The 23,897-nt window shown below is 39.7% G+C and carries 25 protein-coding genes; 12 read left to right on the forward strand and 13 right to left on the reverse strand.

Annotated elements, in window-relative coordinates; translation table 11 throughout:
• Positions 1-41 precede the first annotated feature (41 nt).
• Positions 42-500 (forward strand): hemerythrin domain-containing protein, encoded by a 459-nt coding sequence (locus AC1M9M_RS09190; RefSeq protein ID WP_035264279.1) that lies wholly within the window; start codon positions 42-44, stop codon positions 498-500.
• A 35-nt stretch (positions 501-535) separates the two neighbouring features.
• Here the strand turns inward: AC1M9M_RS09190 and AC1M9M_RS09195 are convergent, their stop codons facing one another.
• The 3 genes from AC1M9M_RS09195 to serA form a co-directional block, all read right to left on the reverse strand.
• Entirely contained in the window at positions 536-1,414 is an 879-nt protein-coding gene (locus tag AC1M9M_RS09195; RefSeq protein WP_481596174.1) for an EamA family transporter, read from the reverse strand.
• 113 nt (positions 1,415-1,527) lie between these two features.
• Positions 1,528-2,397 (reverse strand): EamA family transporter, encoded by an 870-nt coding sequence (locus AC1M9M_RS09200; protein ID WP_481596175.1) that lies wholly within the window; start codon positions 2,395-2,397, stop codon positions 1,528-1,530.
• 135 nt (positions 2,398-2,532) lie between these two features.
• Positions 2,533-3,765 (reverse strand): phosphoglycerate dehydrogenase, encoded by a 1,233-nt coding sequence (gene serA, locus AC1M9M_RS09205; protein WP_035264273.1) that lies wholly within the window; start codon positions 3,763-3,765, stop codon positions 2,533-2,535.
• Positions 3,766-4,117: 352 nt separating this feature from the next.
• On the opposite strand from serA, the gene AC1M9M_RS09210 reads away from it, so the two are divergent.
• From AC1M9M_RS09210 to AC1M9M_RS09220, 3 genes are all read left to right on the forward strand, one after another.
• A complete protein-coding gene (locus tag AC1M9M_RS09210; protein WP_180028909.1) occupies positions 4,118-5,527 on the forward strand; it encodes an FAD-binding oxidoreductase in 1,410 nt (469 codons plus the stop codon).
• A 77-nt stretch (positions 5,528-5,604) separates the two neighbouring features.
• Positions 5,605-6,033: a hypothetical protein gene (locus AC1M9M_RS09215; RefSeq protein ID WP_481596176.1), complete on the forward strand. Its 429-nt coding sequence runs from the start codon at positions 5,605-5,607 to the stop codon at positions 6,031-6,033.
• A gap of 236 nt (positions 6,034-6,269) precedes the next feature.
• On the forward strand, positions 6,270-6,629 hold the full coding sequence (locus AC1M9M_RS09220) for a hypothetical protein (protein WP_228133217.1): 360 nt from the start codon (positions 6,270-6,272) through the stop codon (positions 6,627-6,629).
• Positions 6,630-6,690: 61 nt separating this feature from the next.
• On the opposite strand, the gene AC1M9M_RS09225 is transcribed toward AC1M9M_RS09220, so the two are convergent.
• On the reverse strand, positions 6,691-7,419 hold the full coding sequence (locus AC1M9M_RS09225) for a YoaK family protein (RefSeq protein ID WP_180028907.1): 729 nt from the start codon (positions 7,417-7,419) through the stop codon (positions 6,691-6,693).
• A 305-nt stretch (positions 7,420-7,724) separates the two neighbouring features.
• Between AC1M9M_RS09225 and AC1M9M_RS09230 the strand changes: the two genes are divergently transcribed.
• Both AC1M9M_RS09230 and craA read left to right on the forward strand, forming a co-directional pair.
• On the forward strand, positions 7,725-8,606 hold the full coding sequence (locus AC1M9M_RS09230) for a pirin family protein (RefSeq protein WP_481596177.1): 882 nt from the start codon (positions 7,725-7,727) through the stop codon (positions 8,604-8,606).
• Positions 8,607-8,777: 171 nt separating this feature from the next.
• Entirely contained in the window at positions 8,778-10,001 is a 1,224-nt protein-coding gene (craA, locus tag AC1M9M_RS09235; RefSeq protein ID WP_481596178.1) for a chloramphenicol efflux MFS transporter CraA, read from the forward strand.
• 29 nt (positions 10,002-10,030) lie between these two features.
• Here craA and AC1M9M_RS09240 read toward each other — a convergent pair whose 3' ends face one another.
• The 4 genes from AC1M9M_RS09240 to AC1M9M_RS09255 form a co-directional block, all read right to left on the reverse strand.
• Positions 10,031-10,321, reverse strand: coding sequence for a DUF3817 domain-containing protein (locus AC1M9M_RS09240; RefSeq protein WP_481596179.1), 291 nt, complete (start codon positions 10,319-10,321; stop codon positions 10,031-10,033).
• A gap of 266 nt (positions 10,322-10,587) precedes the next feature.
• On the reverse strand, positions 10,588-11,166 hold the full coding sequence (gene sodC, locus AC1M9M_RS09245) for a superoxide dismutase family protein (protein WP_035264260.1): 579 nt from the start codon (positions 11,164-11,166) through the stop codon (positions 10,588-10,590).
• Between the two features lie 120 nt (positions 11,167-11,286).
• Entirely contained in the window at positions 11,287-12,396 is a 1,110-nt protein-coding gene (locus tag AC1M9M_RS09250) for an AI-2E family transporter (protein WP_035264258.1), read from the reverse strand.
• 126 nt (positions 12,397-12,522) lie between these two features.
• On the reverse strand, positions 12,523-13,167 hold the full coding sequence (locus AC1M9M_RS09255) for a ParA family protein (RefSeq protein ID WP_481596180.1): 645 nt from the start codon (positions 13,165-13,167) through the stop codon (positions 12,523-12,525).
• A gap of 132 nt (positions 13,168-13,299) precedes the next feature.
• Between AC1M9M_RS09255 and AC1M9M_RS09260 the strand changes: the two genes are divergently transcribed.
• Positions 13,300-13,767, forward strand: a complete 468-nt coding sequence (locus AC1M9M_RS09260) for a Holliday junction resolvase-like protein (protein ID WP_481596181.1) — start codon at positions 13,300-13,302, stop codon at positions 13,765-13,767.
• Positions 13,768-13,798: 31 nt separating this feature from the next.
• Here the strand turns inward: AC1M9M_RS09260 and AC1M9M_RS09265 are convergent, their stop codons facing one another.
• The gene (locus AC1M9M_RS09265; RefSeq protein WP_035264378.1) at positions 13,799-14,431 is read right to left on the reverse strand and encodes a class I SAM-dependent methyltransferase; all 633 of its coding nucleotides are present in this window, start codon (positions 14,429-14,431) and stop codon (positions 13,799-13,801) included.
• A gap of 244 nt (positions 14,432-14,675) precedes the next feature.
• Here AC1M9M_RS09265 and AC1M9M_RS09270 point away from each other — a divergent pair, with 244 nt between their 5' ends.
• Positions 14,676-15,242 carry a hypothetical protein gene (locus AC1M9M_RS09270; protein ID WP_481596182.1) on the forward strand — a complete coding sequence of 189 codons (567 nt, stop codon included), beginning with the start codon at positions 14,676-14,678 and terminating at the stop codon, positions 15,240-15,242.
• Between the two features lie 77 nt (positions 15,243-15,319).
• Positions 15,320-15,757, forward strand: a complete 438-nt coding sequence (locus tag AC1M9M_RS09275) for a protease inhibitor I42 family protein (protein WP_481596183.1) — start codon at positions 15,320-15,322, stop codon at positions 15,755-15,757.
• Between the two features lie 49 nt (positions 15,758-15,806).
• On the opposite strand, the gene AC1M9M_RS09280 is transcribed toward AC1M9M_RS09275, so the two are convergent.
• The gene (locus AC1M9M_RS09280; protein ID WP_481596184.1) at positions 15,807-16,382 is read right to left on the reverse strand and encodes a hypothetical protein; all 576 of its coding nucleotides are present in this window, start codon (positions 16,380-16,382) and stop codon (positions 15,807-15,809) included.
• Positions 16,383-16,434: 52 nt separating this feature from the next.
• Positions 16,435-17,208 carry a class I SAM-dependent methyltransferase gene (locus AC1M9M_RS09285; RefSeq protein WP_481596185.1) on the reverse strand — a complete coding sequence of 258 codons (774 nt, stop codon included), beginning with the start codon at positions 17,206-17,208 and terminating at the stop codon, positions 16,435-16,437.
• A 121-nt stretch (positions 17,209-17,329) separates the two neighbouring features.
• Here AC1M9M_RS09285 and AC1M9M_RS09290 point away from each other — a divergent pair, with 121 nt between their 5' ends.
• The 3 genes from AC1M9M_RS09290 (at position 17,330) to AC1M9M_RS09300 (ending at position 20,662) form a co-directional block, all read left to right on the forward strand.
• The gene (locus tag AC1M9M_RS09290; protein ID WP_481596186.1) at positions 17,330-18,592 is read left to right on the forward strand and encodes a hypothetical protein; all 1,263 of its coding nucleotides are present in this window, start codon (positions 17,330-17,332) and stop codon (positions 18,590-18,592) included.
• 305 nt (positions 18,593-18,897) lie between these two features.
• Positions 18,898-19,638 carry a TetR/AcrR family transcriptional regulator gene (locus AC1M9M_RS09295; RefSeq protein ID WP_481596187.1) on the forward strand — a complete coding sequence of 247 codons (741 nt, stop codon included), beginning with the start codon at positions 18,898-18,900 and terminating at the stop codon, positions 19,636-19,638.
• Between the two features lie 70 nt (positions 19,639-19,708).
• Complete coding sequence (locus tag AC1M9M_RS09300; RefSeq protein ID WP_481596188.1) at positions 19,709-20,662, forward strand: 2-hydroxyacid dehydrogenase; 954 nt, start codon at positions 19,709-19,711, stop codon at positions 20,660-20,662.
• A gap of 110 nt (positions 20,663-20,772) precedes the next feature.
• Here the strand turns inward: AC1M9M_RS09300 and AC1M9M_RS09305 are convergent, their stop codons facing one another.
• Together AC1M9M_RS09305 and AC1M9M_RS09310 are read right to left on the reverse strand one after the other, a co-directional pair.
• Positions 20,773-21,405 carry a hypothetical protein gene (locus AC1M9M_RS09305; protein ID WP_481596189.1) on the reverse strand — a complete coding sequence of 211 codons (633 nt, stop codon included), beginning with the start codon at positions 21,403-21,405 and terminating at the stop codon, positions 20,773-20,775.
• A gap of 373 nt (positions 21,406-21,778) precedes the next feature.
• A complete protein-coding gene (locus AC1M9M_RS09310; protein WP_481596190.1) occupies positions 21,779-23,797 on the reverse strand; it encodes a CocE/NonD family hydrolase in 2,019 nt (672 codons plus the stop codon).
• Positions 23,798-23,897 lie beyond the last annotated feature (100 nt).

The following is a 23,897-nucleotide window of genomic DNA, read 5'->3' on the forward strand; positions in this document are numbered from 1 at the left end:
TTTTCTTTTTTCAAATCATATTTATAAGACAGGATAACAAGATGAATATTTTTGAAGCTTTACGTGAAAGTCATGATGTTCAACGTGAACTTGCTGAGAAGTTGGTTCAAACTTCAGGGGATACGCCAGAACGCCGAACATTATTTGAACAGCTAAAAAATGAATTGTTTGCTCATGCAGTGGCAGAAGACCGATACTTCTATATTCCACTGATGATGACCGATTCAGGTTTGAATATTACGCGTCATGCATTGGCTGAACATCATGAAATGGACGAATTACTTGAGCAACTCACAGAAACTGAATTCAGTAATCCAGGATGGCTAGCCATCGCAAAAAAATTGTCAGAAACCGTGCATCATCATCTTGAAGAAGAAGAGCATGGTTTTTTTCAGCAAGCAGGAAAAATTCTAGAGGATAAACAAAAAGAGAGTTTGGCTAAAAAATATCAAACTGAATATAAGAAATATAAGAAATTAGATAAAGACAGCTTGGTTTAATCCCATGATAAAAAAGATGGCAGATGCCATCTTTTTTATGTTTCTATGCTATGTGATTTCATTTTAGCAGCGCGATAAGTAACACCAATTGATGCAATCATAATACAACCCAAAGCAACGGCTTGTAATAAGGTAATGTGTTCATTCAACAGTAACCAACCTGTCAATGCGCCTAATGCTGGTGACAAACTTGATAGCGTTCCATAAGACATTTTACTTAAATTCTTCAATGCCAATAAATCCAATGCATAGGGAATGGCTGTAGCCAAAAGCGCAATGACGATGGCTTGTGGCCAATATTCAAATTGAACTAATGCGTATGGATTATGAACCATACTGATCGGTAATAATGTCAACGCTGAGAGGACGATTGCAATGCTGAGAGCATGCATGCCGATATTCTGCCGAACGACTTTCTGTCCAAAATAAATATAGAATGCCCAACAAACGCCCGCACCAATGGCCATAGCAGCCCCAAGATATGAAAAGTTAGTCGCATTGGCATCTTGCCAAGGCACCATCAGTGCTACACCGAAAATTGCCAGGATGACCCAAATGTAATCACTTCGTTGTTGAATTGATAGTAAAGCCAAGGTGAGTGGTCCTAAGAACTCAAGTCCTACTGCAATCCCTTGCGGTAGTTTTCCTAATGATGCATAAAACAAGACATTCATCAAAGCGACTGAACCACTATAAAAGAGAAGATCTTTCCATTTTAAGTAAGGAAGGCGACGAAGAATTTTCCATGAACGGAACATCAATACAACCATAATTGATGCAAAGCATAGACGTAAAGTGACCACAGTAAATGGATCTAAAACTTCAAAAAGCTGCTTTGCGAAGGATGCACTAATTTGATAGGCGATCATGGATAAGACCATGAACAGCACGGCAGTGAGTTGAGCATTTGGCATTGGGAAAACGAAGCCGAATTAAAAAGAGTGAGACTGCTCAAATTTTAACATTATTATGATGACCACAGTGCTTCAATCCATCATGGAAAATGTAGTTTAAATTAAGTATGAGATCATTTTTGTTTGGCGTGTTGAGTGGTATAGGTGCAGCCAATTGAGGCACAAATGATGGTAAACAATGCTAGCCATTGATTCCATAACAATTGCTCACCCAAAAATACAAACCCAGATAATGCGGCAACAGCTGGTTCAATACTCATCAGGGTACCGAAACTTAATGTTGTTAGATTTCGTAGTGCAATCATTTCTAAAGTAAAGGGTAAAGCACTGGCGAGTAACGCTAAAGTGATGAATAACATTAGATGATTAATTTCAAATACGCTTGCTGGCAAGCCGATACTGAGGGCGATCGGCATGAGAATGATACTTCCAACAAACATGCCTAAACATACGGTGTGATTACCTGAAACTCCCGAAGGCCGCTGACCAGCAATAATATAAAGTGCCCAACATGCGCCAGCTGCCAACGCAAAAAATACACCAAGTAAATCCAAAGGTTGTTTGGCTTGGTCAAAGGGAAATAAAAGGATCAGTCCAATAATGGCCAAACTAACCCAAATAAAATCAAACTTTTGACGCGCATAATATAAGGCCACACTGAGTGGACCAATAAATTCAAATGAAACTGCTAAACCGAGTGGAAGACGATCAATGGCAAGATAGAACAACATATTCATGCCAGCTAATGCGACACCATAACTGACAATGGCTGTCCATTTAATTTGTTTAAATTGAATTTTCCAAACTTGAAAAATAAGCGCCAAAATCACAGCACTAAATGTCAGACGTAGAGCTGACACAGTAATGATCGGGAATTGTTCAAATAAAACTTTTGCTAATGAACCACTACTTTGTAGACTGATCATGGCAATCAATAACAAACCGAGTGCTTGTAACTGCGGGTTTATTTTTAACAAAGACATGGTTTTAAATGTATGGTGGTTAGATTAGAAAGGGATATCTTTCATCTAAGTTGGCGGAGCCAACGTCAACTCAGATGAGACACCATAAAAAAACCACAGCTCGAAAAAGCTGTGGTTTTCCAAATGTATTAGAGATTAGAACAATACGCGAGCGCGGATTGTACCTTCTACGTTATGAAGTGTATCAAGTGCTTCAGCAGAAGCTGTAGCATCAACGTCCATGACTAAATAACCCACATCACCTTTGGTCATAAGAGACTGACCAGAGATGTTAATCCCGTGTTCAGCAAACAGGTTGTTAATTTTAGACAACACGCCTGGAATGTTTTTGTGAATGTGAAGTAAACGGTGTTTACCTTCAGTCAATGGAAGCGCAATTTCAGGGAAGTTAACTGCTGACAATGTCATACCTTTGTCAGAGTAAGCAACGAATTTCTCTGCAACTTCTAGACCGATGTTTGCTTGAGCTTCCATCGTAGAACCACCCACGTGCGGTGTTAAAATCACGTTCGGGATATTACGTAGTGGAGAGATAAACTCTTCACCGTTCGCTTTAGGCTCTTTCGGGAATACGTCAACAGCAGCACCAGCCAAATGACCTGATTTCAGAGCATCAGCTAAATCTTCAATTACTACACATGTGCCACGTGCAGCATTGATGAAGATTGAACCTTGTTTCATCTGAGCAAATTGCTCTTTGGTCATGAAATTACGTGTAGAAGGAACATCTGGCACGTGTAGTGATACAACATCAGCATTGGCAAGAAGTTCGCCCATTGAGCCAACTTGGCGAGCATTACCTAAAGGTAATTTTGTTACTGTATCAAAGTAAATCACTTTCATACCCATGCTTTCAGCAAGTACAGAAAGTTGTGAACCAATTGAACCGTAACCCACAATACCTAAAGTTTTACCGCGTGTTTCAAATGAACCTACTGCAGATTTGTTCCAACCACCTGCATGTGTATCTGTAGATTTTTCAGGTACACGACGAAGGAGAAGAATAGCTTCAGCTAATACAAGTTCAGCAACAGAACGAGTATTTGAGTATGGTGCGTTGAACACTGGAATACCACGGCTCATCGCAGCATTCAAGTTCACTTGGTTTGTACCAATACAGAAACAACCGACCGCGATCAATTTATTCGCAGCTTCAAAAACTTCTTCAGTTAATTGTGTGCGCGAACGAATACCGATGAAGTGAGCATCTTTAATCGCTTCTTTCAGCGCTTCACCTTCAAGCGCAGTTTTACGATAGTCGATGTTGGTGTATCCAGCAGCATTCAAAGTGTCGATTGCGTTTTGGTGAACGCCTTCTAACAATAGGAAACGAATTTTATCTTTAGGCAAAGAGAGATGTTGGCTCATTACGGCTCCGCTACAAAGGCCAAATTTAGTTGCAGTATGATAGCATACGTGAGCGTGCTATATACATTTCCTTTATGACTTGAGCTATGGATATTTTTGCAAGATATAGTCCTTATCAGACAAACTGCGGTTGAATTAACTGCATCATATCTAAGTAACATTCGCAAAATGTCTGATTTTATCGGGGTTTCATGGGAAAATGCTTTATAATGCACAATCGTGAAATTGACTCATCCAGTCGTGGTGATATTTTCTTCACATTCGCTTAACAAATACGCTTTTAAAATCTTGATTAAAGGTTTGTTTTTTAAGCAATCTACAACTTGTATCTTTCTTGCTAGGTCTGCAAACGATGAATGCTCCAGTTGCTTTAACCCCAGAGTTATTGACTCAATTAACGTCAATTGTTGGTGAAAACCGTATCAAAACTGATGCGGACAGCCTACAAAATTGGGGACGCGATCACACTAAACATTTTGATCCAAACCCATCAGTCATCGTTTTTCCTTCGACGACTGAACAAGTTCAGGCAATTGTGAAACTAGCAAACCAATTTAATGTTGCTGTGACACCATCAGGTGGTCGTACTGGTCTTTCTGCAGGTGCTGTCGCTGCCAACGGTGAAATCGTGGTCAGCATGGATAAGATGAACCAAATTTTGGAATTCTTCCCAGCAGACCGTATGGTACGTGTACAAGCAGGTGTGGTCACTGAGCAACTTCAGAACTATGCTGAAGAACAAGGTATGTATTATCCAGTTGATTTCGCTTCAGCTGGTTCATCACAAATCGGCGGTAACATCGGTACTAATGCAGGCGGTATTAAAGTCATTAAATACGGTATGACACGTAACTGGGTACTCGGTCTTACTGTGGTCACTGGTAAAGGTGATGTGCTGCGTTTAAACAAAGGCATGATCAAGAATGCGACAGGTTATGCGTTGCAACACTTATTTATTGGTGGTGAAGGTACGTTAGGCTTAGTGACCGAAGCGGAAATTAAACTTGAGCGTCAACCACAAGATTTGCAAGTGATGGTGCTCGGTGTACCTGACTTTGATGCCGTGATGCCAGTTCTTCACGCGTTCCAAGCGAAAATTGATTTAACTGCGTTCGAGTTCTTCGGTGAACTTGCGATGCAAAAAGTATTGGCAAATGGTCACGTGCAACGTCCATTTGAAACCGAATGCCCATTTTATGTATTGCTTGAGTTTGAAGCGCCATTTGAGCCAATTATGGACAAGGCAATGGAAATCTTTGAGCATTGTATGGAACAAGGTTGGGTACTTGATGGCGTGCTTAGTCAAAGCTTAGACCAAGTAGAAAGCTTATGGCGTCTGCGTGAAGATATTTCTGAGTCAATCGCACCATTTATCCCATACAAAAATGATATTTCAGTGCTCATCACACACGTACCTGCATTCATTAAAGAAATTGATGCAATTGTTGCTGACAATTATCCTGACTTTGAAATCTGCTGGTTTGGTCATATTGGCGATGGTAACTTGCACTTAAATATCTTAAAGCCTGAAAATTTAACCAAAGATGAATTCTTTGCGAAATGTCAGGTGGTGAACAAGTATGTATTTGATACTGTGAAAAAGTATGATGGTTCAATTTCTGCGGAACATGGTGTAGGTATGACGAAGAAGCCATATCTTGAGTACACACGTTCAGCTGAAGAAATTGAATATATGAAAGCGCTCAAACAAGTATTTGATCCAAATGGGATTATGAATCCAGGTAAATTATTTGATTTGTGAAACAAAATCTATCTATAAATAAGGTCTAAAAAACAGCATGCTTGTCATGCTGTTTTTTTATTTCATGAGAAATTTTAATGTTAAAAAGAATAATTTTTCTAAGTGCAATTGCACTTTCACTTAATGCATGTATAGGTCAAAAACAGTCGAATGAGATCAATACTAAAAATCATAATTCTGAAGCTGGTCAAGTAGAAACGTCGAAACAAAATGCCAATTCTGTTCAAAACTCTCCTTTAGATCAAGTGTATCGGAAAATTCAAAGCTTTGAAGATATGAGAACAGTAGATTTACAACAGGAATTCGATACACCTGAATCTGGAAAATCTCATGCAAAAGTAACTGTCACCTATGGTGGACTAGCGGATGACTCTGTTTCTGCACAACGTGAAACTTACCAATTTGAATACATCAATAGTGAGTGGAAAGAAATATCAAAAGATGAAACTTGGAAATGTGGTCGTGGACCAGATACTACAAACTTTCATAATAAATTATGCCCTTAAAAATTTACTTTCGAAATTTTCCATAAAATTGTTACGAGCGTCATTTGAACTGTTTAAATTCAAAAATGTAGCATCAATATGCTGCATTTTTTATTCGTATTTCTCGTTCTATTAATCATTTTTAATGAGCTTTAGAAAAAATAACATACATATCTGTTCTTTTTTGTCACAACAGTTCAGAACATCATATGTAAAAGATCAATGGCGAACTGAGTAAAACAATGATGATGAAAATAATGACCACAGTTGGTCTAGTTAGTATGATGCTCACGGGGTGTGCTACTACGAAAAATGTTATTTCTAAAGTACATGGGAATGACACTCCTTTAGAGCAAGTCTTGAAGCTACATCCTGAATTACGCAATGAGCTTGCGACTGTTGAATTACGTCAGTATTTTAATCGTGCCGAAGCACCGACCGTAGCCGAAGTCAAAGTGACACAAACAGGCTTGATGGATGACTCAATTGCTGCCGAGCGCTTTATCTATAGTTTTAAATTGAACGATGGTAAATGGCAGCAAGTTAATAAGAAAACGGAATACAAATGTGTGCGAGGAAAAAATACAAAATCTTTCCAAACTGCGCTTTGTCCATGACATCAGACCAGAAATTCGGTTTAAAAAGGCATAGTGAGTTATGCCTTTTTTATTGCATGCACTATTGAGTCGAATAAGGATGAGTAGACGAGAAGCGCCACTCACGATAGCAAATATAGCCCATCGCTAAAATGGGAAAAATCATACATAAGAAGCCAAACAACATATAAGTAATCGCACCTAATATTGCACCTGAACTGAAGGATAAAATAGTCGGTAAGATTTTTAGAATATTTTGTTTGGCAACTTGTTTGCGTTCTTCTGATACATGAGGCGCCCCATAAGCAATAGTACAATCAATGGTTAGTTGAGCAAGATTGCCCGTCATTAAGGTTGAGGTAGCCATTGTAGATAGTAATGTTCGGATAATGGCATTTCGAATTCCCATTGCAGCAATGCCCAATGTTGCGGTAAGTATTGCGCCAAATTCAGCCAAAGTATAAAAGGGGCTGAAATTAAGTCCCGCCAGCATGAAGAGCGTTAACAGTATTGTCTCTGCAATAAAGAACCCCAGTAAGATGTTCGGATACTTGTCTTTCCAACGTTGTTCACACCACGCAGTAATACCAATCGTAACTACGAAAATGCCAATAAAAAGAGCCCACAGTCCTAATCCTCCCAAGATCGTTTCTTTGCCTGCAGTCACGATATAGCCAGTAACATGATTGGTATAAATGCCAAATAATGAAATAAATCCAACGGTATTTAGCCAACCACCGACGAGCGATAGAATCGAAGCTTCATGATGATGTCGCCAGCGATTTTTAATTGGTATGTAGCATTTTGACATAGTTCTAAAAGCTCAAGGTGTACTGAGAGATTACATCGACAAAACAAGTGTTTTATCGAGTCTGCAGATCCTTTGCTTTGTGGAATTAATCCACATGAACATTAAGTAATTAAAAGTTTCATATTGATCAGTGGTGAATGTTCAGATTAGATGATTTCTAACATTTTATATGTTTCAAATTGCATCAAATTTTGATGACAAAAATATTTCAATTGATAAAACACAACTGAAAGCATCATAAAATTAACGTAGAGGGAAATCTAAAACCGCATTAAACTAAAGTCATTCAATAAATAAGATAAAAAATGAAAACACTCGCTTTTATCCATCGTAACGACAGTCATTTTTCAGTTGGAGACTTTAATCCGGTCGTGTCTGTTTTTTCACACTATGAACTCGGAAATACAGTATCCCCATTTTTACTTCTCGATCATATTGGTCCCGGTATATTGAAACCCTCTCAACTGCGTAAAGGTGTTGAAGAGCATCCGCACCGTGGTTTTGAGACAGTCACGTTCGTGTATGAAGGTGAGTTAGAGCATTGGGATTCGCAAGGTGGTGGAGGTGTTATTCAGAAAGGTGATGTACAGTGGATGACTGCTGCATCAGGCATTATTCATAAAGAAAAATTTAGTGAGTCATTTTCCCGAGAAGGTGGACGATTTGAAATGATTCAGCTGTGGGTGAATTTGCCAGCAACTGCAAAAAAATCGAATCCGCGTTATCAAAGCTTACTTAAATCTAACATCCCAGTTGTAGATTTAGCTCATAATGCGGGTACTGCGCGTGTCATTGCTGGTGCCTTTATGCAAGTGAAAGGACCAGCATTAGTCCATAGTCCTTTGCTGGTTTTGGATTTGGATTTAAAAGCAGGTCGCACACTCACATTACCAGCAGGACATTTGGATACCACACTGATGTATATGCGCCGTGGTAAAGTTGAATTTGGTACAGATGATGAATTACTGACTGATCAGGGAATGGCGGTGTTTTCAAGTCATGGTGAAAATGTTGAATTCACCACATTGTCTGATAGCAAAATTTTATATCTCATGGGGCAGCCGCTGAACGAGCCTTTAGTCGGGCGTGGTTTTTATGTCATGAATACGCAAGATGAGATTGTTGAAGCGATTGAGGAAATGAAGCATGGTACTTTTTTGAAAAGCCATGCAATTGATGCCAAATGATGTCAATGTTTGGGTGAGAAATTGATTTAAGATAAAGGCTAAATTTTCGTTTAATTTTCAGACTTTCTTTCTCAATTCAGGGTTACAAAAACGCAAAATTTTGTCATGGCATTGTGATGCATTTCACGTAAACTACGCTTCCAAAAAATATTCAAACATGTGAAAAAAAACATGCAAAAGGTGAGTAAAGCAACCTTAAGTCGGGCAACAATTATGTTTCCTTTGGCATTGGTGCTCTTCGAATTTTCAGTCTATATCTGTAATGATCTTGTACAACCTGCGATGCTTACGATTACACGTGAGTTTGGTGTAGGCAGTGAGTGGGCGCCATCATCCATGTCTTTCTTTTTATTGGGTGGAGCATGTTTGGCGTGGTTTTTAGGTCCGTTATCAGATCGCTTAGGTCGTAAAAAAGTACTCCTTGGAGGTGTTTTCTTTTTTGTGGTCTGTTGTTTGCTCATTTTATTCACCCAGTCTATAGAGCAATTTCTTGCATTTCGTTTTTTACAAGGGATTGGGCTGACCATTATTTCAGCTGTGGGTTATGCTGCCATCCAAGAAATTTTTGAGGAAAGGGATGCGATTAAAGTCATGGCTTTAATGGCGAATATTTCATTGATCGCACCATTACTTGGTCCTGTGCTAGGCGCATTTATGATAGACCATGTGTCTTGGCATTGGGGTTTCATTGGGATTGCCTTTTTAGCAGCCTTAAGTTGGTTTGGTCTTAAAGCAAAAATGCCTGAGCAGCATTTGAGTATTCCAAAGCAACCATTAAGTTATGTATGGGATGATTTCAAAGCCATTTTTAAAAATAAAAAATTTATGGGCTTGGCTTTGTCAGTACCCATGGTCTCAATTCCACTAATTTTGTGGATCGCTATGTCACCTGTAATTTTGGTCGAACAGCTCGGTCTGACCAATATGCAATATGGCTATGCACAGGTGCCTGTATTGGGTGGTTTAATTATTGGAAATATAGTCTTGATTCGTGTCATTGATCGCTATGCAGTAGGAAAGACCGTGTTAGTTGCATTGCCGTTGATGTTGGTTGGAACGCTTATTGTTCTGGCAGGTGCGATTTGGCAGGATTATTTGTTATGGTGCTTAATTATCGGTATGACCTTAATCAGTTTTGGTGAGGGCTGCAGTTTTTCTGTGCTTTATCGTTTTAGTTTAGATGCATCTGAGGTATCTAAAGGAACTGTTGCTGCCGCAGTAGGCATGATTATGATGATTGCATTCTTTGTTGTGATCGAAATTGTACGCATTATGTATGAATCTTACGGCACGATGGCATATGCATTGGCTTGTTTTATCCTTATTGCACTGTGGTTTAGTGCTCCAAGAAAAATTGTTCATCAGATCATGCAAGAAAGAGCCACTTCAGCATAAAAAAATCCTCCTTGTGGAGGATTTTTTAATCATTGTATTTGTTCGAGATGTTTGAGTTTACGATCAAAAATAAAAGGGGCAAAGGGTAGAACGGAAGCTATCAGCCCAAGAATAAATACATTGATAGACCACTTTTGCTTCTCGCATACCACAAATAATACGACTAAAAACAACAAAAATAGAACGCCATGTCCCATACCAATATATTTCACATAAATAGGCTGATCTAACATATATTTCATTGGCATGGCAAAAAAAAGCAGTAGTAGGAATGAAATCCCTTCAAGTAAACCAATAATACGTAAGGACTTAATATTCATTCTAAACCCCACAAAAGAAGACATCCTATTTTACCTAATCGTTGTTGAAGCAAAGTTAGAATCTATGTGGACTAGATCGCATTGTTTAAGGGAAATATAATTTATAATAATCGTTTTTTATGATAGTAGATTTAAAAATAAGCTAATATGTCAATCATGTCTATAAAGATGGATATGAAGTGATACTCACAACATTTTATAGATCATCAGCGAAATAAAAAAGGACTAAGCTAGAGCTTAATCCTTTGATGAGTCTTGAGTGTAGCTTAGCGTATAACACCACATGCTACACGATCACCCCCACCACCTAGTGGTTTAGGTTGGTCTGAATAATTGTCACCACCTGCATGTACCATGATGGATAGACCTTGAATATCTGCAAGTGTAAGACGTGGTGCAATCACTTGTGTTTTTGCATTACCTGACGCGTCAACGTTCAATACAGGTAAGTCACCTAGATGACCATCGTTTGGCGTACCATGCCCAGGCGCTTGATTTGGATTGTAATGTCCACCAGCGGCAAGCGCAGCACCCATTTTTCCATCTTTTTCAGCAGGCTCACATGAGCCTTTTTCATGGATATGGAACCCGTGATATCCAGGTGATAATTTAGTTAAGTCCGTTGTGATCACAAGACCTTTGTCACTATCTTGGAAGCTAATCGTTCCAATTTGATCATGAACTCCTTGAGCACTCACCGCATTTACAGGAATGGTTTGGATTTTAGTGTTGGATTCTTTGGATGCAGATGTATTTTGCGTTGCTGCACATCCCACAAAGCCTAAACTCAGCAATGCACTGAGCATAGAAACTTTGAATGCTGAAACTTTCGATTGCATTTGCATGCTGTTCTATCCTTGTTCCATGTAAGTGATAACGCATTGAAACAAATTTGGCATTTAGCAACAAGAACGATTTAAGTATTTGATTGTATAGATTTCTTATCAGTAAAAATAAAACACCACTTATGAGAGTGGTGTTTCATTGTCTTGATCGTAGGCCATCGTGGCTTTAGGCACGGGTTCTGGTTCCAGTGTTTCATGTAACCATTCACGCCAAATGGCTAAAAGAATGGCGAGAATTACAGGACCAATAAAGAGTCCAACTAAACCAAAGCTCGCTAAACCACCCAATACACCAAACATGATCAATAAGAACGGAATTTGAGTAGCACCTGAAATGACCAAAGGACGAATGACATTATCGGCTGTACTCACCACACAAACGCCCCAAGCCATTACGCCAATCGCCTCAACGGTCTGTCCTTGTGAAAATAACCACAGTGAAACAGCACCATATGCCACTGGAGGACCAAAAGGAATCAGCGCCATGATAAAGGTCATAATGGTTAAAAGCATTGGATTTGGAACACCAGCAACGTAATAGCTGATTCCTGCCAATATCGACTGTGCAACGGCAGTCAAACCAACACCATATACCACTGCACGCGTTGTTTCAGAGATCGTGTCGATATAATGTTGGATGCGTGGACCAATGACTTTCTCCATCGCTTTACTGACCTGTTGAACAATCGTTTGTCCATCACGGTAAAAGAAAAAGAGAGAGAGCATGGCAAAACCAAGTTTGACTAAATTTTTGGTAATTTCGCTAATCACGAATTTACCATAATTTAGATGTCCTTGAATCCATACACTAATATTACTAAAAAGTGCATTTGGGTCGGCATTGATGTCACGTACAATTCGAGAAACTTCTTTACCTACAATGGGTAACTCACGTATCACGTCAGGAACGGTGATATGACCAGAAGCCAGTTGGCGCTGTAAATCAAAGAATAAGTTTCGGCCTTCATGTTGAAGTAAGAAGATAGCAAAGGTGAACGGTAAACCGACAACGAGTGCCAATAAGAACGTCATAACAGACGCACCCAATGTAGGTCGATTACCACACCAAGCGAGAATACGTTTGTATAAAGGCCAAGTCATATAGGCGATAATACAAGCCCATAACACAGGTACGATAAAGTATTTGACAATGTCATATCCCAAATAAAGCAGAATAAAAAACAAGCCAAATAAAAGTACACGCTGTAAAGTTGGATTAAAATCTTGCACTAAAGTCTCTGATCTATATTCTTGATTTTCAAACGTATCTGCCGCACATCTGATTCATTTCGAGTATGCATTTAACATCATATATGAAAATGAAAAAAAAGTGCGATGACAATCTGTATTCTTTATTTAGAACCAATTACTTGGATCATCAATTAAAACATCTAACAAGGGTTGCCATTGTTGTTGTATTGATAAATAAGTTTTTTGATTTTTATCAAAAATATTGAGACCCTGCATCGCCAATTGACCATAAGCAGTTCGTTCAGAAATCCAAGCAACAGGTTGTTGTTCAATCTTGGCAAAGAACTGTTGGATCTCTTGAGCACTCTGACTATTTGGTTTGACACGATTTGCCACCAAATGAACTTGAACTTTACCTTTCCGAATACGTTTAATGTCATGAATGTGTTTTAAGAAACGACGCGTGCTGTCGATATCAAAAAAAGAAGGTTGCAGAGGTGTGACCACTGCATGACATTCTGCAATTAATTGTTCTGCATGTTCGCCTGTTAATGCACCTGGAGCATCAATAATCAGATAATCAAGATTCTTCGGTGCATCACCAATCGATTTTTCATGGCGCCAATCTAAACTTTGAATGTGTGTTGCTGATTTTGGGCGCTGCTTTAACCATTGCAATGCAGATTTTTGATTGTCCGCATCCGCCAATGCAACTTTATAACCTTTCTGTGCGAGTGCTGTCGCCAGTGTAATCGCAGAAATTGTTTTTCCACAGCCACCTTTTTGGTTGGCAATCAGTATCGTTTTCATGAGTTTAAAATTATACATGCTTCAAATAAGGTCTGATCTTAGCTTAGCATTAAAATCAGCCAAAACGCGCATACATGACAAAAGTTTAGTTCTTGTTTAAATTGTCCGCATAACAAGTCATAGAGAACGTCAATGTCCATTTGGATGGCAATGTTAATAGGCGCCTGTATTGGCGTGGTAATCACCACAATGATGTTGAGCTCAACCCGCAATGGCCGTATCAAAGCAGAATATGAACAATATATTGCAGAGCTTGAACTTGAGCATCAACGCGCATTAGCTGCTGCTCAAAAACGCAGTGTAAATACCAGTCGTGCGGTGCTGAAAGGTAAAATGGCTGAACAATTAGCACCGATTATGCCTGAATTTCAATATTTACCCAGTGATGCTAAATTCTTAGGTGATCCTGTCGACTATGTGGTATTTGATGGATATACAGATTTCCGTGATGGTGATGGCGCAGCAGAAGATATTGAAGTTGTACTGATTGATATTAAAAGTGGTGGAGCACGGCTCACCAAAGGTCAGATGGCAATTGCGAATGCAATTGCCGAAGGGCGTGTGCGTTTTGAGACGATCCGTATCGACTTTCAAGACTAACTTGGATTACTCATCCACTACGTAGAAGTGATCAGTTGGTTTTAGTCGCTCGAGCAAGCATCATGCGACGACCTACTTTGGGCACTTCTTCTGCTTCGAAATAATCGAGTTCAGAAATCTCAAAGCCAGCATCAAGCAGTGCTTGCTCGATATTTCTGTTCAAATGACAACCATCAGCAATCACTTTCTGTACAGGCGTTAAAAGATCTTGAAGACGCTTTAAACTCTTTTGCTGTTGTGCATCGTAAGCGACATGTTCAACCAAATGCAAAGTGCCACCGATACGTAATACACGTTTAATTTCATGTAGAACTTGTTGAACATGACTCACACTACACAATGTCCATGTGCTGACCACATGTTGAATAGATTGATCTTCAAAAGGTAAATTTTCCGCTTTAGCATGAACATGTTCCACATGGAACGGTGCATCTTGAATACGCTGTTCAGCTAATTTGTATACATCTAAACTCGGTTCAAGCGCATAGAGACTGTCCACAGCTTGATAAAATGGCAGGTTAATTCCTGTACCAAAACCAATTTCTAATACCTCACCTTGAATCGGAAGCAGAAGACGGCGTCTGCTATCCATCATACTTGGTAACTGCATGACTTGATTCAGAATATGAGGGAATACTCGTTGCTGATAAAATTTGTAGATCATTTTTGTTCTTAACATCTTCCATTATTTGATTATTTTACACGTTGAATACACTTTTAACAGTAGACAAAATTGTGACTAAATCACGATAGATTGTTACTGTTCATCAATTTCCTTTTCAGAATGAAGTTCTAAGATAGATCATATAGATGTAGGTTAAATACAATTCAGTCGGATGTTGTCCAGAGTAGATGTATGTGCTGCGGTTGGGTTGTTTTTGATACTTAGCAAGAAGGATGGATGTCTGTTGAAAAAGTTAGTTCTCGCATTATGTATCGCCCTTGGTGGTGTTTCGGCTTATAGCTCTGCCAGTGTGAAGTCGAGCGACTTTAATATTGCCAATGGTTTGCCCCCAGCTTCGGCAGATCAAAAAATTTCGGTACTGGAACCTTTTGAAGGGGAATTTCGTATTCTTGGTTCAAAAGAATATACCGATGATCCGCAAGCCCAATTTTCACCCATCGACTATGCCGTGACCCGCGGTATTTTCACAGAACCTGAAATAGCACGACAAATTTCGATTAATCAGTATGACCGCTATTTAAATTGGAAAATGGCAAAACCACCGATTCCCCCACGCTTAGCAACACAGTTGGTGAGTAACATGCACATTATCCCGGCTAATCCAGAAATTGCGAAAGAGATTAAGAAAGTTCAACGTGGTGATCTGGTGCGCTTAGAAGGGGAATTGGTTCAAATTAATTCCAAAGATTTGGTGTGGAAGTCAGCTTTGGATTGGAATGGTATCGGCGATGGTGCATGCAAATTAATTCGCGTCGAATCAATTGAATGGTTAGAAAAGCGCAATATTTAAATATGATTTCAGATAGATGAGTTTGAAATGACTTTCAGCTCAAAGTCTTCATCATTAGAGAAAGAGAGAGTGGGATCATGAGCGTTGGCAAGACATCCTTATGGATAAGTTTATGTATTGGCGTACTCGGGAGTAGTCTTGCCGCATGTCAAAATCCAGTCTCTGAAGTGCAAGCGGAGTCCCATCACTACACTGATCAGCAAAATTGTCCTGCACTATTGGTGATGAAAGTGGGTGAAACCTTAGAATTTAATGCAGCAGAAAATCCAAGTACGGGTTATCAATGGCAAATCATGCAACCGCTTCGTCTCTTTAAAGTTGAAGAACAATATTTGGCGACTGAAAAATCAAAAGCGATGGTAGGCGTTGGAGGTGAAAAGACAGTGAAGCTGACTGCGCTAAAGCCTGGTCAGGAACTCATTGAATTGGCGTATGTGCGACCTTGGGAAGTTGCTCAAGACCGTACTCAAACAGATGCCCCAACATCGTGGCAATGTCGAGTACGTATTTCTTAAGCAGGCAGAAGACTGCTTCTAAAATTGTGCTGTACTTTTACTATGTACGCTATTGTTCTTTCGTGACACTAGTATTTTGACTCCAATGCTGGAGTTGGGCTTTCGCAGTATAATAATCACTCATATTTCGAATTGCATCTTTAGGATTTCGAAGCTCATCTTCGGGAGACTGTTCGAGCTCTTGATAGACCTCAATCTGATTTTCCCAGTATTGATAAAATAAGCCTTGAATATATCTACCTTGTTCCGTCTTAAGATCTAATTCTTTCAACATATTGAGGGAGGACTGAATGAGATCTCGTTTACGCTGAAACTCCATATCCGCATTTAAATTGCCATCTGTTTTTAATTGCTGAAGTTCTGCGTCTAGCTCATCACTTAATTGCTCAAAACTTTGCTCATATTGATTCAGCAAAGCAACGTCATGTGCGTCATTTGGAGTGGATTCAAACGATTTGATCGGCTGTGCTTCAATTTGTGTTTTCAATTCAACAGATGGATCAACGGATTCTTTTTGTTCGGTCTGAGGGTTTTGTTCTGTTTTTTGGCATCCAATCAGCATGAAAGGCATACTCAAGCAGAGTGCAAATATCGAAAGTTTAATAGGGTGAAGATTTGCCGTCATGAGAGTCAAACCTCTGTTGGTTTTTTAATGAATGATCGAGATTAAGTTTAGTTTATCGCGCACGATAGTGATAGGCATAAGTGATATAAGGAAAGGAAACTTCATCATGGGGCATGAGTCCCGTATGTTCAAATACGATCGATTCAAATGCTGTTTTCATTTTTGCTTGGTCTGCCGCTGACATTGCCGCAATAAAACTGGTAGATAGGAGTCGTTTGCTGACGACCTGTTCAACACTGCCGACTTGATGCTGAGTGAAGGTACTTAAACTTTGGTATTCAAATAATTCTTGCTGCTGAAATACATTTTGCCATTGGTTGCTGTGAAAGCGTGGCGTATTGGACTCAAAAGGTGCGATGTAATCCGCCAATGCTTTGACCCAATCCACTGAGATATCTCGTTGGTTCCAGACTAGACCTAAATGTCCTTGAGGTTTAAGAAGGCGATGCATTTCTTGCAATGTTTGGCGTCCAGCAAACCAATGAAATGACTGTGCGCATAAAATAGCATCAACACTATGCGTTGATTGCGCAATTTGATGGCTTGATGCTTGTAGTGTCTTCACCTCAGGATGTACTATTTTCAATTGTTCGAGCATTGCTGGAATCGGTTCAACGGCGATTATGTTCGAGGTGACTTGTTTTAGATAGTGCAGGAATTTTCCTGTCCCTGAACCTAAGTCAATCGCAACTGCATCAGGATGAATATTCAACTCATCTTTCAACCACGTGACGATAGCCTGTGGATAATTTGGTCGGACTTGTTGATAAAGTTCAGCCGCAGAACTAAACCCATTTTCAGCAGCAGGATGAAGTGAATGTGTCATATTTTGCGCTTTTTAATCTGAACAGTATCTATAAAATATGACACCGACAATGTGATGTAAGCAAGTGAACGATTGATTCATTTTGCAAACCAGATGATGAGAACCCTTTTTTGGAATTGCAATGGATAAGCAAATAGTATTTGAAGACGAACACATCAGAGCAATTTATTTAAAAGGAACAACAGAAACATTGGTTCTCTCTTTTGGTGACTTGATCAGTCGTGCCAAAGGCAATGCCATTAATGCTGAAAAATCCTTAGCCAAATATGACTACAATGTCATAGGTATCATGCCAAAACAAAAGTCATGGTTCCCATCACAGAGCATGCAAGCTTTGATCGAGCAAATATCGCCTTTGTTGAATCAATTTCAGCGTGTCGTGGCTTATGGTGGTTCTATGGGCGGCTACGCAGCGATTAAGTACAGTAAGTTATTGGGCGCAGCACGTGTGGTTTCAATGGTGCCACAATATTCAATTAATCCTGCTGAAATTGAAGACCGCCGTTATACTGATTTTTACGATCCTAAGGTCAATGCTGACATGCAAATTGCCGCTACAGATATTGCGTGCGATGCAGAATATATCGTGGTTTATGATCCTTACTTTGATCTGGATCGCGAGCATTATGAAAAGATTAAGCCACTTATTCCTCAACTCAATACACTTCATTTACCTTATACGGGTCATGATGCGGTTGCTGTATTAGCAAATTCTGCGTTATTGCATGATTTTATTGAACATGAATTTGATGCAACCTACTTTTATCGCCAGATTCGAGCAGTTAAAAAGAACAGTAAATTTTACTATCGAAGCGTGATCGCACATCTGCTTGGCACCCACAATGAAGCATTAGGTAATATTTTAAAAACCATCGATCTACAACTAGACAGTAGCTTTTTTGATGCCAGTCTTAAACAGACGATTACACGTATCTTACTGACCAATAAAAGAGTTGATGAACAAGATTTACAAAAGCTTGGTATTTCGATTCATTTGCCATTTGAAAATAAAACACAACTTCATGACAGCTTTGGCAAAGTCTTGGTCTTTAACGTGATCACCCAAAAATTAGAAAGCTATGAACAACATGTGATTGATATTAATGGTAAGTACATTATTCCATTACATGTGGAAAGTACTGGATTGGCCCAGATTGAAATTAAAAAACAGCACTATCTCATTTGTATGAATGATCGCCGTGTCACCAAATTGATCAAAATGGATGATGCGCTGAGTGCGGATATGAGCCCTTTGATTGTGAAAAAGGGCGAAGGTTTCTTTAGTATCAGTTATAAGCATCTCTATATGCACTGCGATGAGTTAGGAAACTGTATTTTTGAATCAGACACTGTTGGTGAGGCAGAAAAATTTTCAGTGGAGTAAGGCTGAATTTTTCATAGCAATTGATCAAAGCGCTTCGGCGCTTTTTTTGTCTTTAAGTAAAAAAATATAGAGTGTGTGATAGATCTCAATCTGTCGTAAAAAGCGATATTGTTTAAAATTTACCCGTGTTTATTTTGTAACGAAAGCGATGGAAAGACTCTGTTTCATTGTTAAGATCAGGCAATATATAACGAATTTAAATGATTCAAATGATGATGTATTTATGAATATCGGAATATTCATGCATCTTTCACGTGTCTACTTGAGCACAAAAAACCCATATAAATGGAATTTAGGTGGGACAGATGAATAAAAAGAAAATTGTAAAAACTGAAACAGGAATGAATCCTCCAAAACAATCGCGTACACATCGCCGTGTTATGCAGGTGATTCAAACTGCTGAAAAACTTTTAGTTAAAATGGGCTTAGAGTCAATTTCAATTCCTGAAATTGCCAATGCTTCAAAAATTCCAAGAGCCAGTATTTATCAGTTCTTTCCGACAAAATATGATCTGTTGCATCATATGGCACAGTTGCATTTGCAGAAACTGGTAAGCTTGCTTAAGGAAGCTGGTTTAAACGTCATACGAGAACATCCGCACGAAAGTATGTCGGCTTATGGTCGAATGGTGGCTGCAGCTGTGATTGAGACCACTGCCAAGTTTTATAATGAATCTGCTGTGGCCCGATTATTGATTTTATCAGGACCCCTGAACCGACAAGTATATTTACGTCATCAAATGGAACTCAAACAGTTCAGTCAAGATTTAAGAGATGCACTTAAAGCAATTCGGGTAGATGATTATTTACCGCAACAACCTGACAGTATGTTGATCATTATTGAAATGATCTTTACTTGTATGAAACATGGTTATTACACAGAAGATCGGATTTCTGAACGTATTTGTGAAGAAGCGTATCGTTTGGCAACGGCATATTTAAATGCGCTGAAAGAAGATCAATTTTCCCTAAAAGCACAGCGTGCAGCAACGACGCAATCTGAGACAAAAAAACAGTCAAATCAGCTATTGTTGACCTACAATTAAGCTTACAATCAGTTGAATTATCATGAAAATCTTGCAGTCGAAATGCAGATCAATATTGCTGAGGTTCAACGTGAAAGCTGTTTTTTTGGATCAATTCTCTCTCGATCAGAATGATTTAGATTTTTCGGGGTGGTATCAAGTCTTTGATGAGGTAACATTCTTTGAGCGCACTGATCCAGATCAAGTGCTTGAACGCATTGCGGATGTAGATGTGGTGGTGACCAATAAAGTGGTGATTACGGCAGACATGATGCAACAACGACCGCAGCTTAAATTAATTTTAATTTCAGCCACAGGCACCAATAATGTCGATTTAATCCAAGCAAAAGCTCAAAACATTGTGGTATGTAACTGTCAGGCATATGGTACTGCCGCTGTAGCTCAACATACCATGATGTTGATGCTGAACTTGGCAACGTCTTTTATTCAATATGATCGTGCAGTTCGTGCGGGTGAATGGAATAAAGCATCACAATTCTGTTTATTAGATTTCCCCATTGCTGAATTGAATGGTAAGACCTTAGGGATTTTGGGCTATGGTGAGCTTGGTCAAGCCGTAGCGAAATTGGCTGAAGCCTTTGGTATGAAGGTGATTGTGGCTCATTTACCAGGACGACCTGCAGCCGCTGATCGTGTCAGTTTAGAAAGCTTGCTGCGTCAATCAGACTTTATTAGCTTACATTGTCCATTAACTGAAACAACACGCGACTTAATTGATGCAGAAGCATTCAGTCTAATGAAAGTAAGTGCATATTTAATTAATTGTGCTCGTGGTGGCATTGTGAATGAACAAGCATTGGCGGAAGCACTAATCAATCGGAGAATCGCAGGGGCAGCGACTGATGTATTGAGTATAGAACCGCCTCAGCAAGGCAATGTGTTATTGAATTCGGATATCCCTAATCTCATTATTACACCACACAGTGCATGGGGAAGCGTTGAAGCACGTCAACGCATTGTGCAACAAGTACAGGAAAACGCAGCTGCATTTAAAGCGGGTCAGCCGATCCGTCAAGTCAACTGAAGTTAAGCAATAAAAAAAGTGCTGTGAGAAGCACCTTTTTTCTTGAAGAGATATAAATAAACTCAACCTAATAAATAAACTCCACTTAGGTTTGAATAAAACGACATGGGTTAACGTGGGACACCTGCATCACTGTCATCTACAGCTGGACTAGAGGTGGTAGCTCCACTATTAGGTAAAGCAACACTTTGACGCTGAATGGTCGGTTCTGCTTCAGGTGCTTGATTTTGACTTGCTAGCGTGGTGTTGGCTGATTGCGCAGTTTCAAGGTTGACTGAATTTTCTTGAACGGGTAAAGCGACCGATGCAGTAGTTGGAGCAGGGGAGGCAGTGACAGCAGGTGCTGTCGTTGGGTTAGGTTGACTCAAACTGCCTCTTTCGATGGGAACACCACCTGCTCCGACGAGGTTCTGTTTAACATGCTGCACAGATTTAACAGTTGTATCTACGCCTTGACGAGCACCGTCACGTAATGCAACCGCTTTTTCATTGGTGAATTCTTTGGTGTTTTGCCAAGCTGAATCGACGGATGGTTTGATTTTAGCAATACCACGCTTGGTCGCATCATCAACGGTGTTGGCTGTATTTTGCAAAGTCTCTTGTGATTTGACTGCAAGTACTTTGGCTAAATTTGGATTGTCACCGTAAGCAGGATTGTTGCCTGTTAAAGTAGAGTCTTGAGCAAATGTAGTTGCTGAGTATAGCGTAATACAACTTACCAGCATCGTTTTCATTATGTTCATGAAGGATCCTCTTCTCGGTTCTGTATGGGTGGCGCTGTGACTCAATCGCCTCATCTGTACAAAACGTTTGAATTTTTTATCAGTTTCCAAGCAAACTACATGAGCGATGGGGCTGTTTCAATGTTGAAATGTATCTGTAACGTTGTGCTTCGGCAGTTTTAATGACTAAAGCTACAATTTTTATTCATCTTGTATCGCTTAAAGGCTCTTAGGATACAACGCTACATCGTGTGCATTCGATCGTGGACAACAAAATTAAAAGTAAAGTTTATCATCCGATTCTAAGACAGGTGTTGATCAAACCAATATATTCAACATAAAAAAGTCTGAGCATGGATTCATGCTCAGACGCTGTTTATAAGAAATCTAAAAATTAATGCTTCAGATATTGAGTCGGGACTTTTGGTAAAACTACGCTCGATGGGTATTGTGAATTCGAATAGATCGAAATCGATCCCAAAAGCGATGAAGTTAAACTTGGTAATGGGGCAACGCCTTTCCATACATCACTGGAAACCACCGAAATTTGAATACGATGTCCTTTAGGAATAAGCGCAGCAGTTGCTGGAATCTCAACATTGACCAAGACTGGCTTGTTTTTGTCCAAAGGTTGAATATCAGATGCTTTAAATGTATGCCAAGGTTGAATCATTTGTCCTTTGATATAACGAGAACGTGATTCGTCAACTTTACGCATGGACGCTGTGATAATACCCGTGCTTAATGTTTTAGCATTGCCCGTTCTTGGGTCCACATCGGATACACGTACGACTAAACCACTGTCTTTAGAGCTGGATGAAATCCACAAGTCAGCTTGTATCGGTCCATTTAAATAATAGTCTTCAGTTAAAGGTACTGAGTTAAAGACTGAAGCAGGAATATTCGCCAAGTTGCTATTTTCCAGACATGGGAACGGTAGGATAGACGTTGCACCAATGAGAACTTGTTCAACAGTACTTGAGCATAAACCGAAAGTTGGCGCTTGTAATAAGTAGTTTTCACCAGAGCTTGACGTTGGTCGATCTTTTGCAAGATTTCCACGTGTATTTAAGAATAAACGATCAGGTTCTAATGCTACATGCGGCCAATCCGTACTGACGACATAATCTTCATAACCGTGCACCCATTGTGTGACGTTAGGTAGAGTTTCAGCGCCAGTGTTGATGCCTTTTAAATATTGATCAAACCATTGAAGTTGCATTTTGTCTAAACGCGGTACATTACCTTTAGGCAAACTTGGGAAAAGTTGTGCGGCTTGAATGTGTGCCCAAGGTCCAATAAAGGTTTTTACTGTGGTATGACCTTTTAATGCTTCATGCCAAAGCGGTTCACTGCGTTGGAACAAATCACGTGTTCCCCCGACAATAAAAGTCGGAACTTTAATATTATTGGCTTGTTCTAACAGCGATCTTTCTTGCCAAAAGTCATTATCAAAGGCATCAGCTTTGCCTTTTAGAGCATTGGCAAAAAGCGGTATTTGGAATTCTGTACTGTTAATAATTTTATCGAGTGCGGTCAGTTTTCCAGTAATCGGGTCTTGAACCAAGGTATCAATCGGTAAAGTACCCAACAGTGTAATCAAACTCATCCAAAGTGGAATGAAGTTCGTATTTAGCTGTCCACCATTGAAAAGAATATCGCGGTACGCATCACCCATAGGTACGATTGGGAACGCTGCCTTGATCGCTGGATGTTGTGTCGCTGCACCCAGCATCGCCGTGATTCCTAAATAAGAAACGCCATATAAGCCGACATTTCCATCAGAGAAGCTTTGTTTACTTGACCAGTCAATAATTTCATAAGCATCTTGTTGTTCGACTTTGCCAAAAGCTTCCCACTTACCTGTAGAGTTACCTGTTCCACGAACATCTGCAACGACTGTTGCGTAGCCACGTTTCACCATTTCAGGGTCTGCACCACCTGCTATTGCTGAAACCTTACCTGCAACCCCTGCGCTATAGGCCGTTTGAATAACAATCACAGGGAATTTTGCATTGATAGGACGACCTGACTCATCGGCAGGGAGCGTGACATAAGTGGCGATTCGCGTTCCATCACGCATGGTAATCCACTGTGCTGGCAAGGTCACCGACTTAGGATATTCAGCAGGTCGATCATACAATTGCCATTGAGCATTGGCATTGGAAAGTAATGGGACTTGAGGTTGACTCGGAGATTGTCTAGTTCCGAGTCGAGTGTTTTTTAATGCAACGGGAGTACCTGGGAGTGTGACATCTGGGGAGGTCACTGGGTCGGGTTGAGGACTTAAATAGCTTAAGTCTGGTGTCACATTTGGAGTTGGATTAATTGTTTTATTCACTATGCCAATGGTGGTCGCAAATATCGTGACGCCGATGCCAACAGCAGCATAGAAAGAATTTAGCAACTTCATTACATAATTCCTTTTTGTTTTTCATTTTTGTAGTCGTGCTTGAGTGAAGAATGAAATATGCATAAAGCCAAATCGTTCCATTCATTTTATTTTTATGTCT

The organism is Acinetobacter sp. ANC_7503 (genome assembly GCF_056780035.1).

Coding starts and splice junctions, on each gene's coding strand:
- AC1M9M_RS09260 (WP_481596181.1), top strand. CDS start 13,300: ATGTCCATTTGGATGGCAATGTTAATAGGCGCCTGTATTGGCGTGGTA.
- AC1M9M_RS09210 (WP_180028909.1), top strand. CDS start 4,118: ATGAATGCTCCAGTTGCTTTAACCCCAGAGTTATTGACTCAATTAACG.
- AC1M9M_RS09305 (WP_481596189.1), bottom strand. CDS start 21,405: ATGAACATAATGAAAACGATGCTGGTAAGTTGTATTACGCTATACTCA.
- AC1M9M_RS09265 (WP_035264378.1), bottom strand. CDS start 14,431: ATGATCTACAAATTTTATCAGCAACGAGTATTCCCTCATATTCTGAAT.
- AC1M9M_RS09230 (WP_481596177.1), top strand. CDS start 7,725: ATGAAAACACTCGCTTTTATCCATCGTAACGACAGTCATTTTTCAGTT.
- AC1M9M_RS09215 (WP_481596176.1), top strand. CDS start 5,605: ATGTTAAAAAGAATAATTTTTCTAAGTGCAATTGCACTTTCACTTAAT.
- AC1M9M_RS09220 (WP_228133217.1), top strand. CDS start 6,270: ATGACCACAGTTGGTCTAGTTAGTATGATGCTCACGGGGTGTGCTACT.
- AC1M9M_RS09200 (WP_481596175.1), bottom strand. CDS start 2,397: ATGTCTTTGTTAAAAATAAACCCGCAGTTACAAGCACTCGGTTTGTTA.
- AC1M9M_RS09240 (WP_481596179.1), bottom strand. CDS start 10,321: ATGAATATTAAGTCCTTACGTATTATTGGTTTACTTGAAGGGATTTCA.
- AC1M9M_RS09255 (WP_481596180.1), bottom strand. CDS start 13,167: ATGAAAACGATACTGATTGCCAACCAAAAAGGTGGCTGTGGAAAAACA.
- AC1M9M_RS09310 (WP_481596190.1), bottom strand. CDS start 23,797: ATGAAGTTGCTAAATTCTTTCTATGCTGCTGTTGGCATCGGCGTCACG.
- AC1M9M_RS09290 (WP_481596186.1), top strand. CDS start 17,330: ATGGATAAGCAAATAGTATTTGAAGACGAACACATCAGAGCAATTTAT.
- AC1M9M_RS09190 (WP_035264279.1), top strand. CDS start 42: ATGAATATTTTTGAAGCTTTACGTGAAAGTCATGATGTTCAACGTGAA.
- AC1M9M_RS09275 (WP_481596183.1), top strand. CDS start 15,320: ATGAGCGTTGGCAAGACATCCTTATGGATAAGTTTATGTATTGGCGTA.
- serA (WP_035264273.1), bottom strand. CDS start 3,765: ATGAGCCAACATCTCTCTTTGCCTAAAGATAAAATTCGTTTCCTATTG.
- AC1M9M_RS09285 (WP_481596185.1), bottom strand. CDS start 17,208: ATGACACATTCACTTCATCCTGCTGCTGAAAATGGGTTTAGTTCTGCG.
- sodC (WP_035264260.1), bottom strand. CDS start 11,166: ATGCAAATGCAATCGAAAGTTTCAGCATTCAAAGTTTCTATGCTCAGT.
- craA (WP_481596178.1), top strand. CDS start 8,778: ATGCAAAAGGTGAGTAAAGCAACCTTAAGTCGGGCAACAATTATGTTT.
- AC1M9M_RS09195 (WP_481596174.1), bottom strand. CDS start 1,414: ATGCCAAATGCTCAACTCACTGCCGTGCTGTTCATGGTCTTATCCATG.
- AC1M9M_RS09280 (WP_481596184.1), bottom strand. CDS start 16,382: ATGACGGCAAATCTTCACCCTATTAAACTTTCGATATTTGCACTCTGC.
- AC1M9M_RS09295 (WP_481596187.1), top strand. CDS start 18,898: ATGAATAAAAAGAAAATTGTAAAAACTGAAACAGGAATGAATCCTCCA.
- AC1M9M_RS09225 (WP_180028907.1), bottom strand. CDS start 7,419: ATGTCAAAATGCTACATACCAATTAAAAATCGCTGGCGACATCATCAT.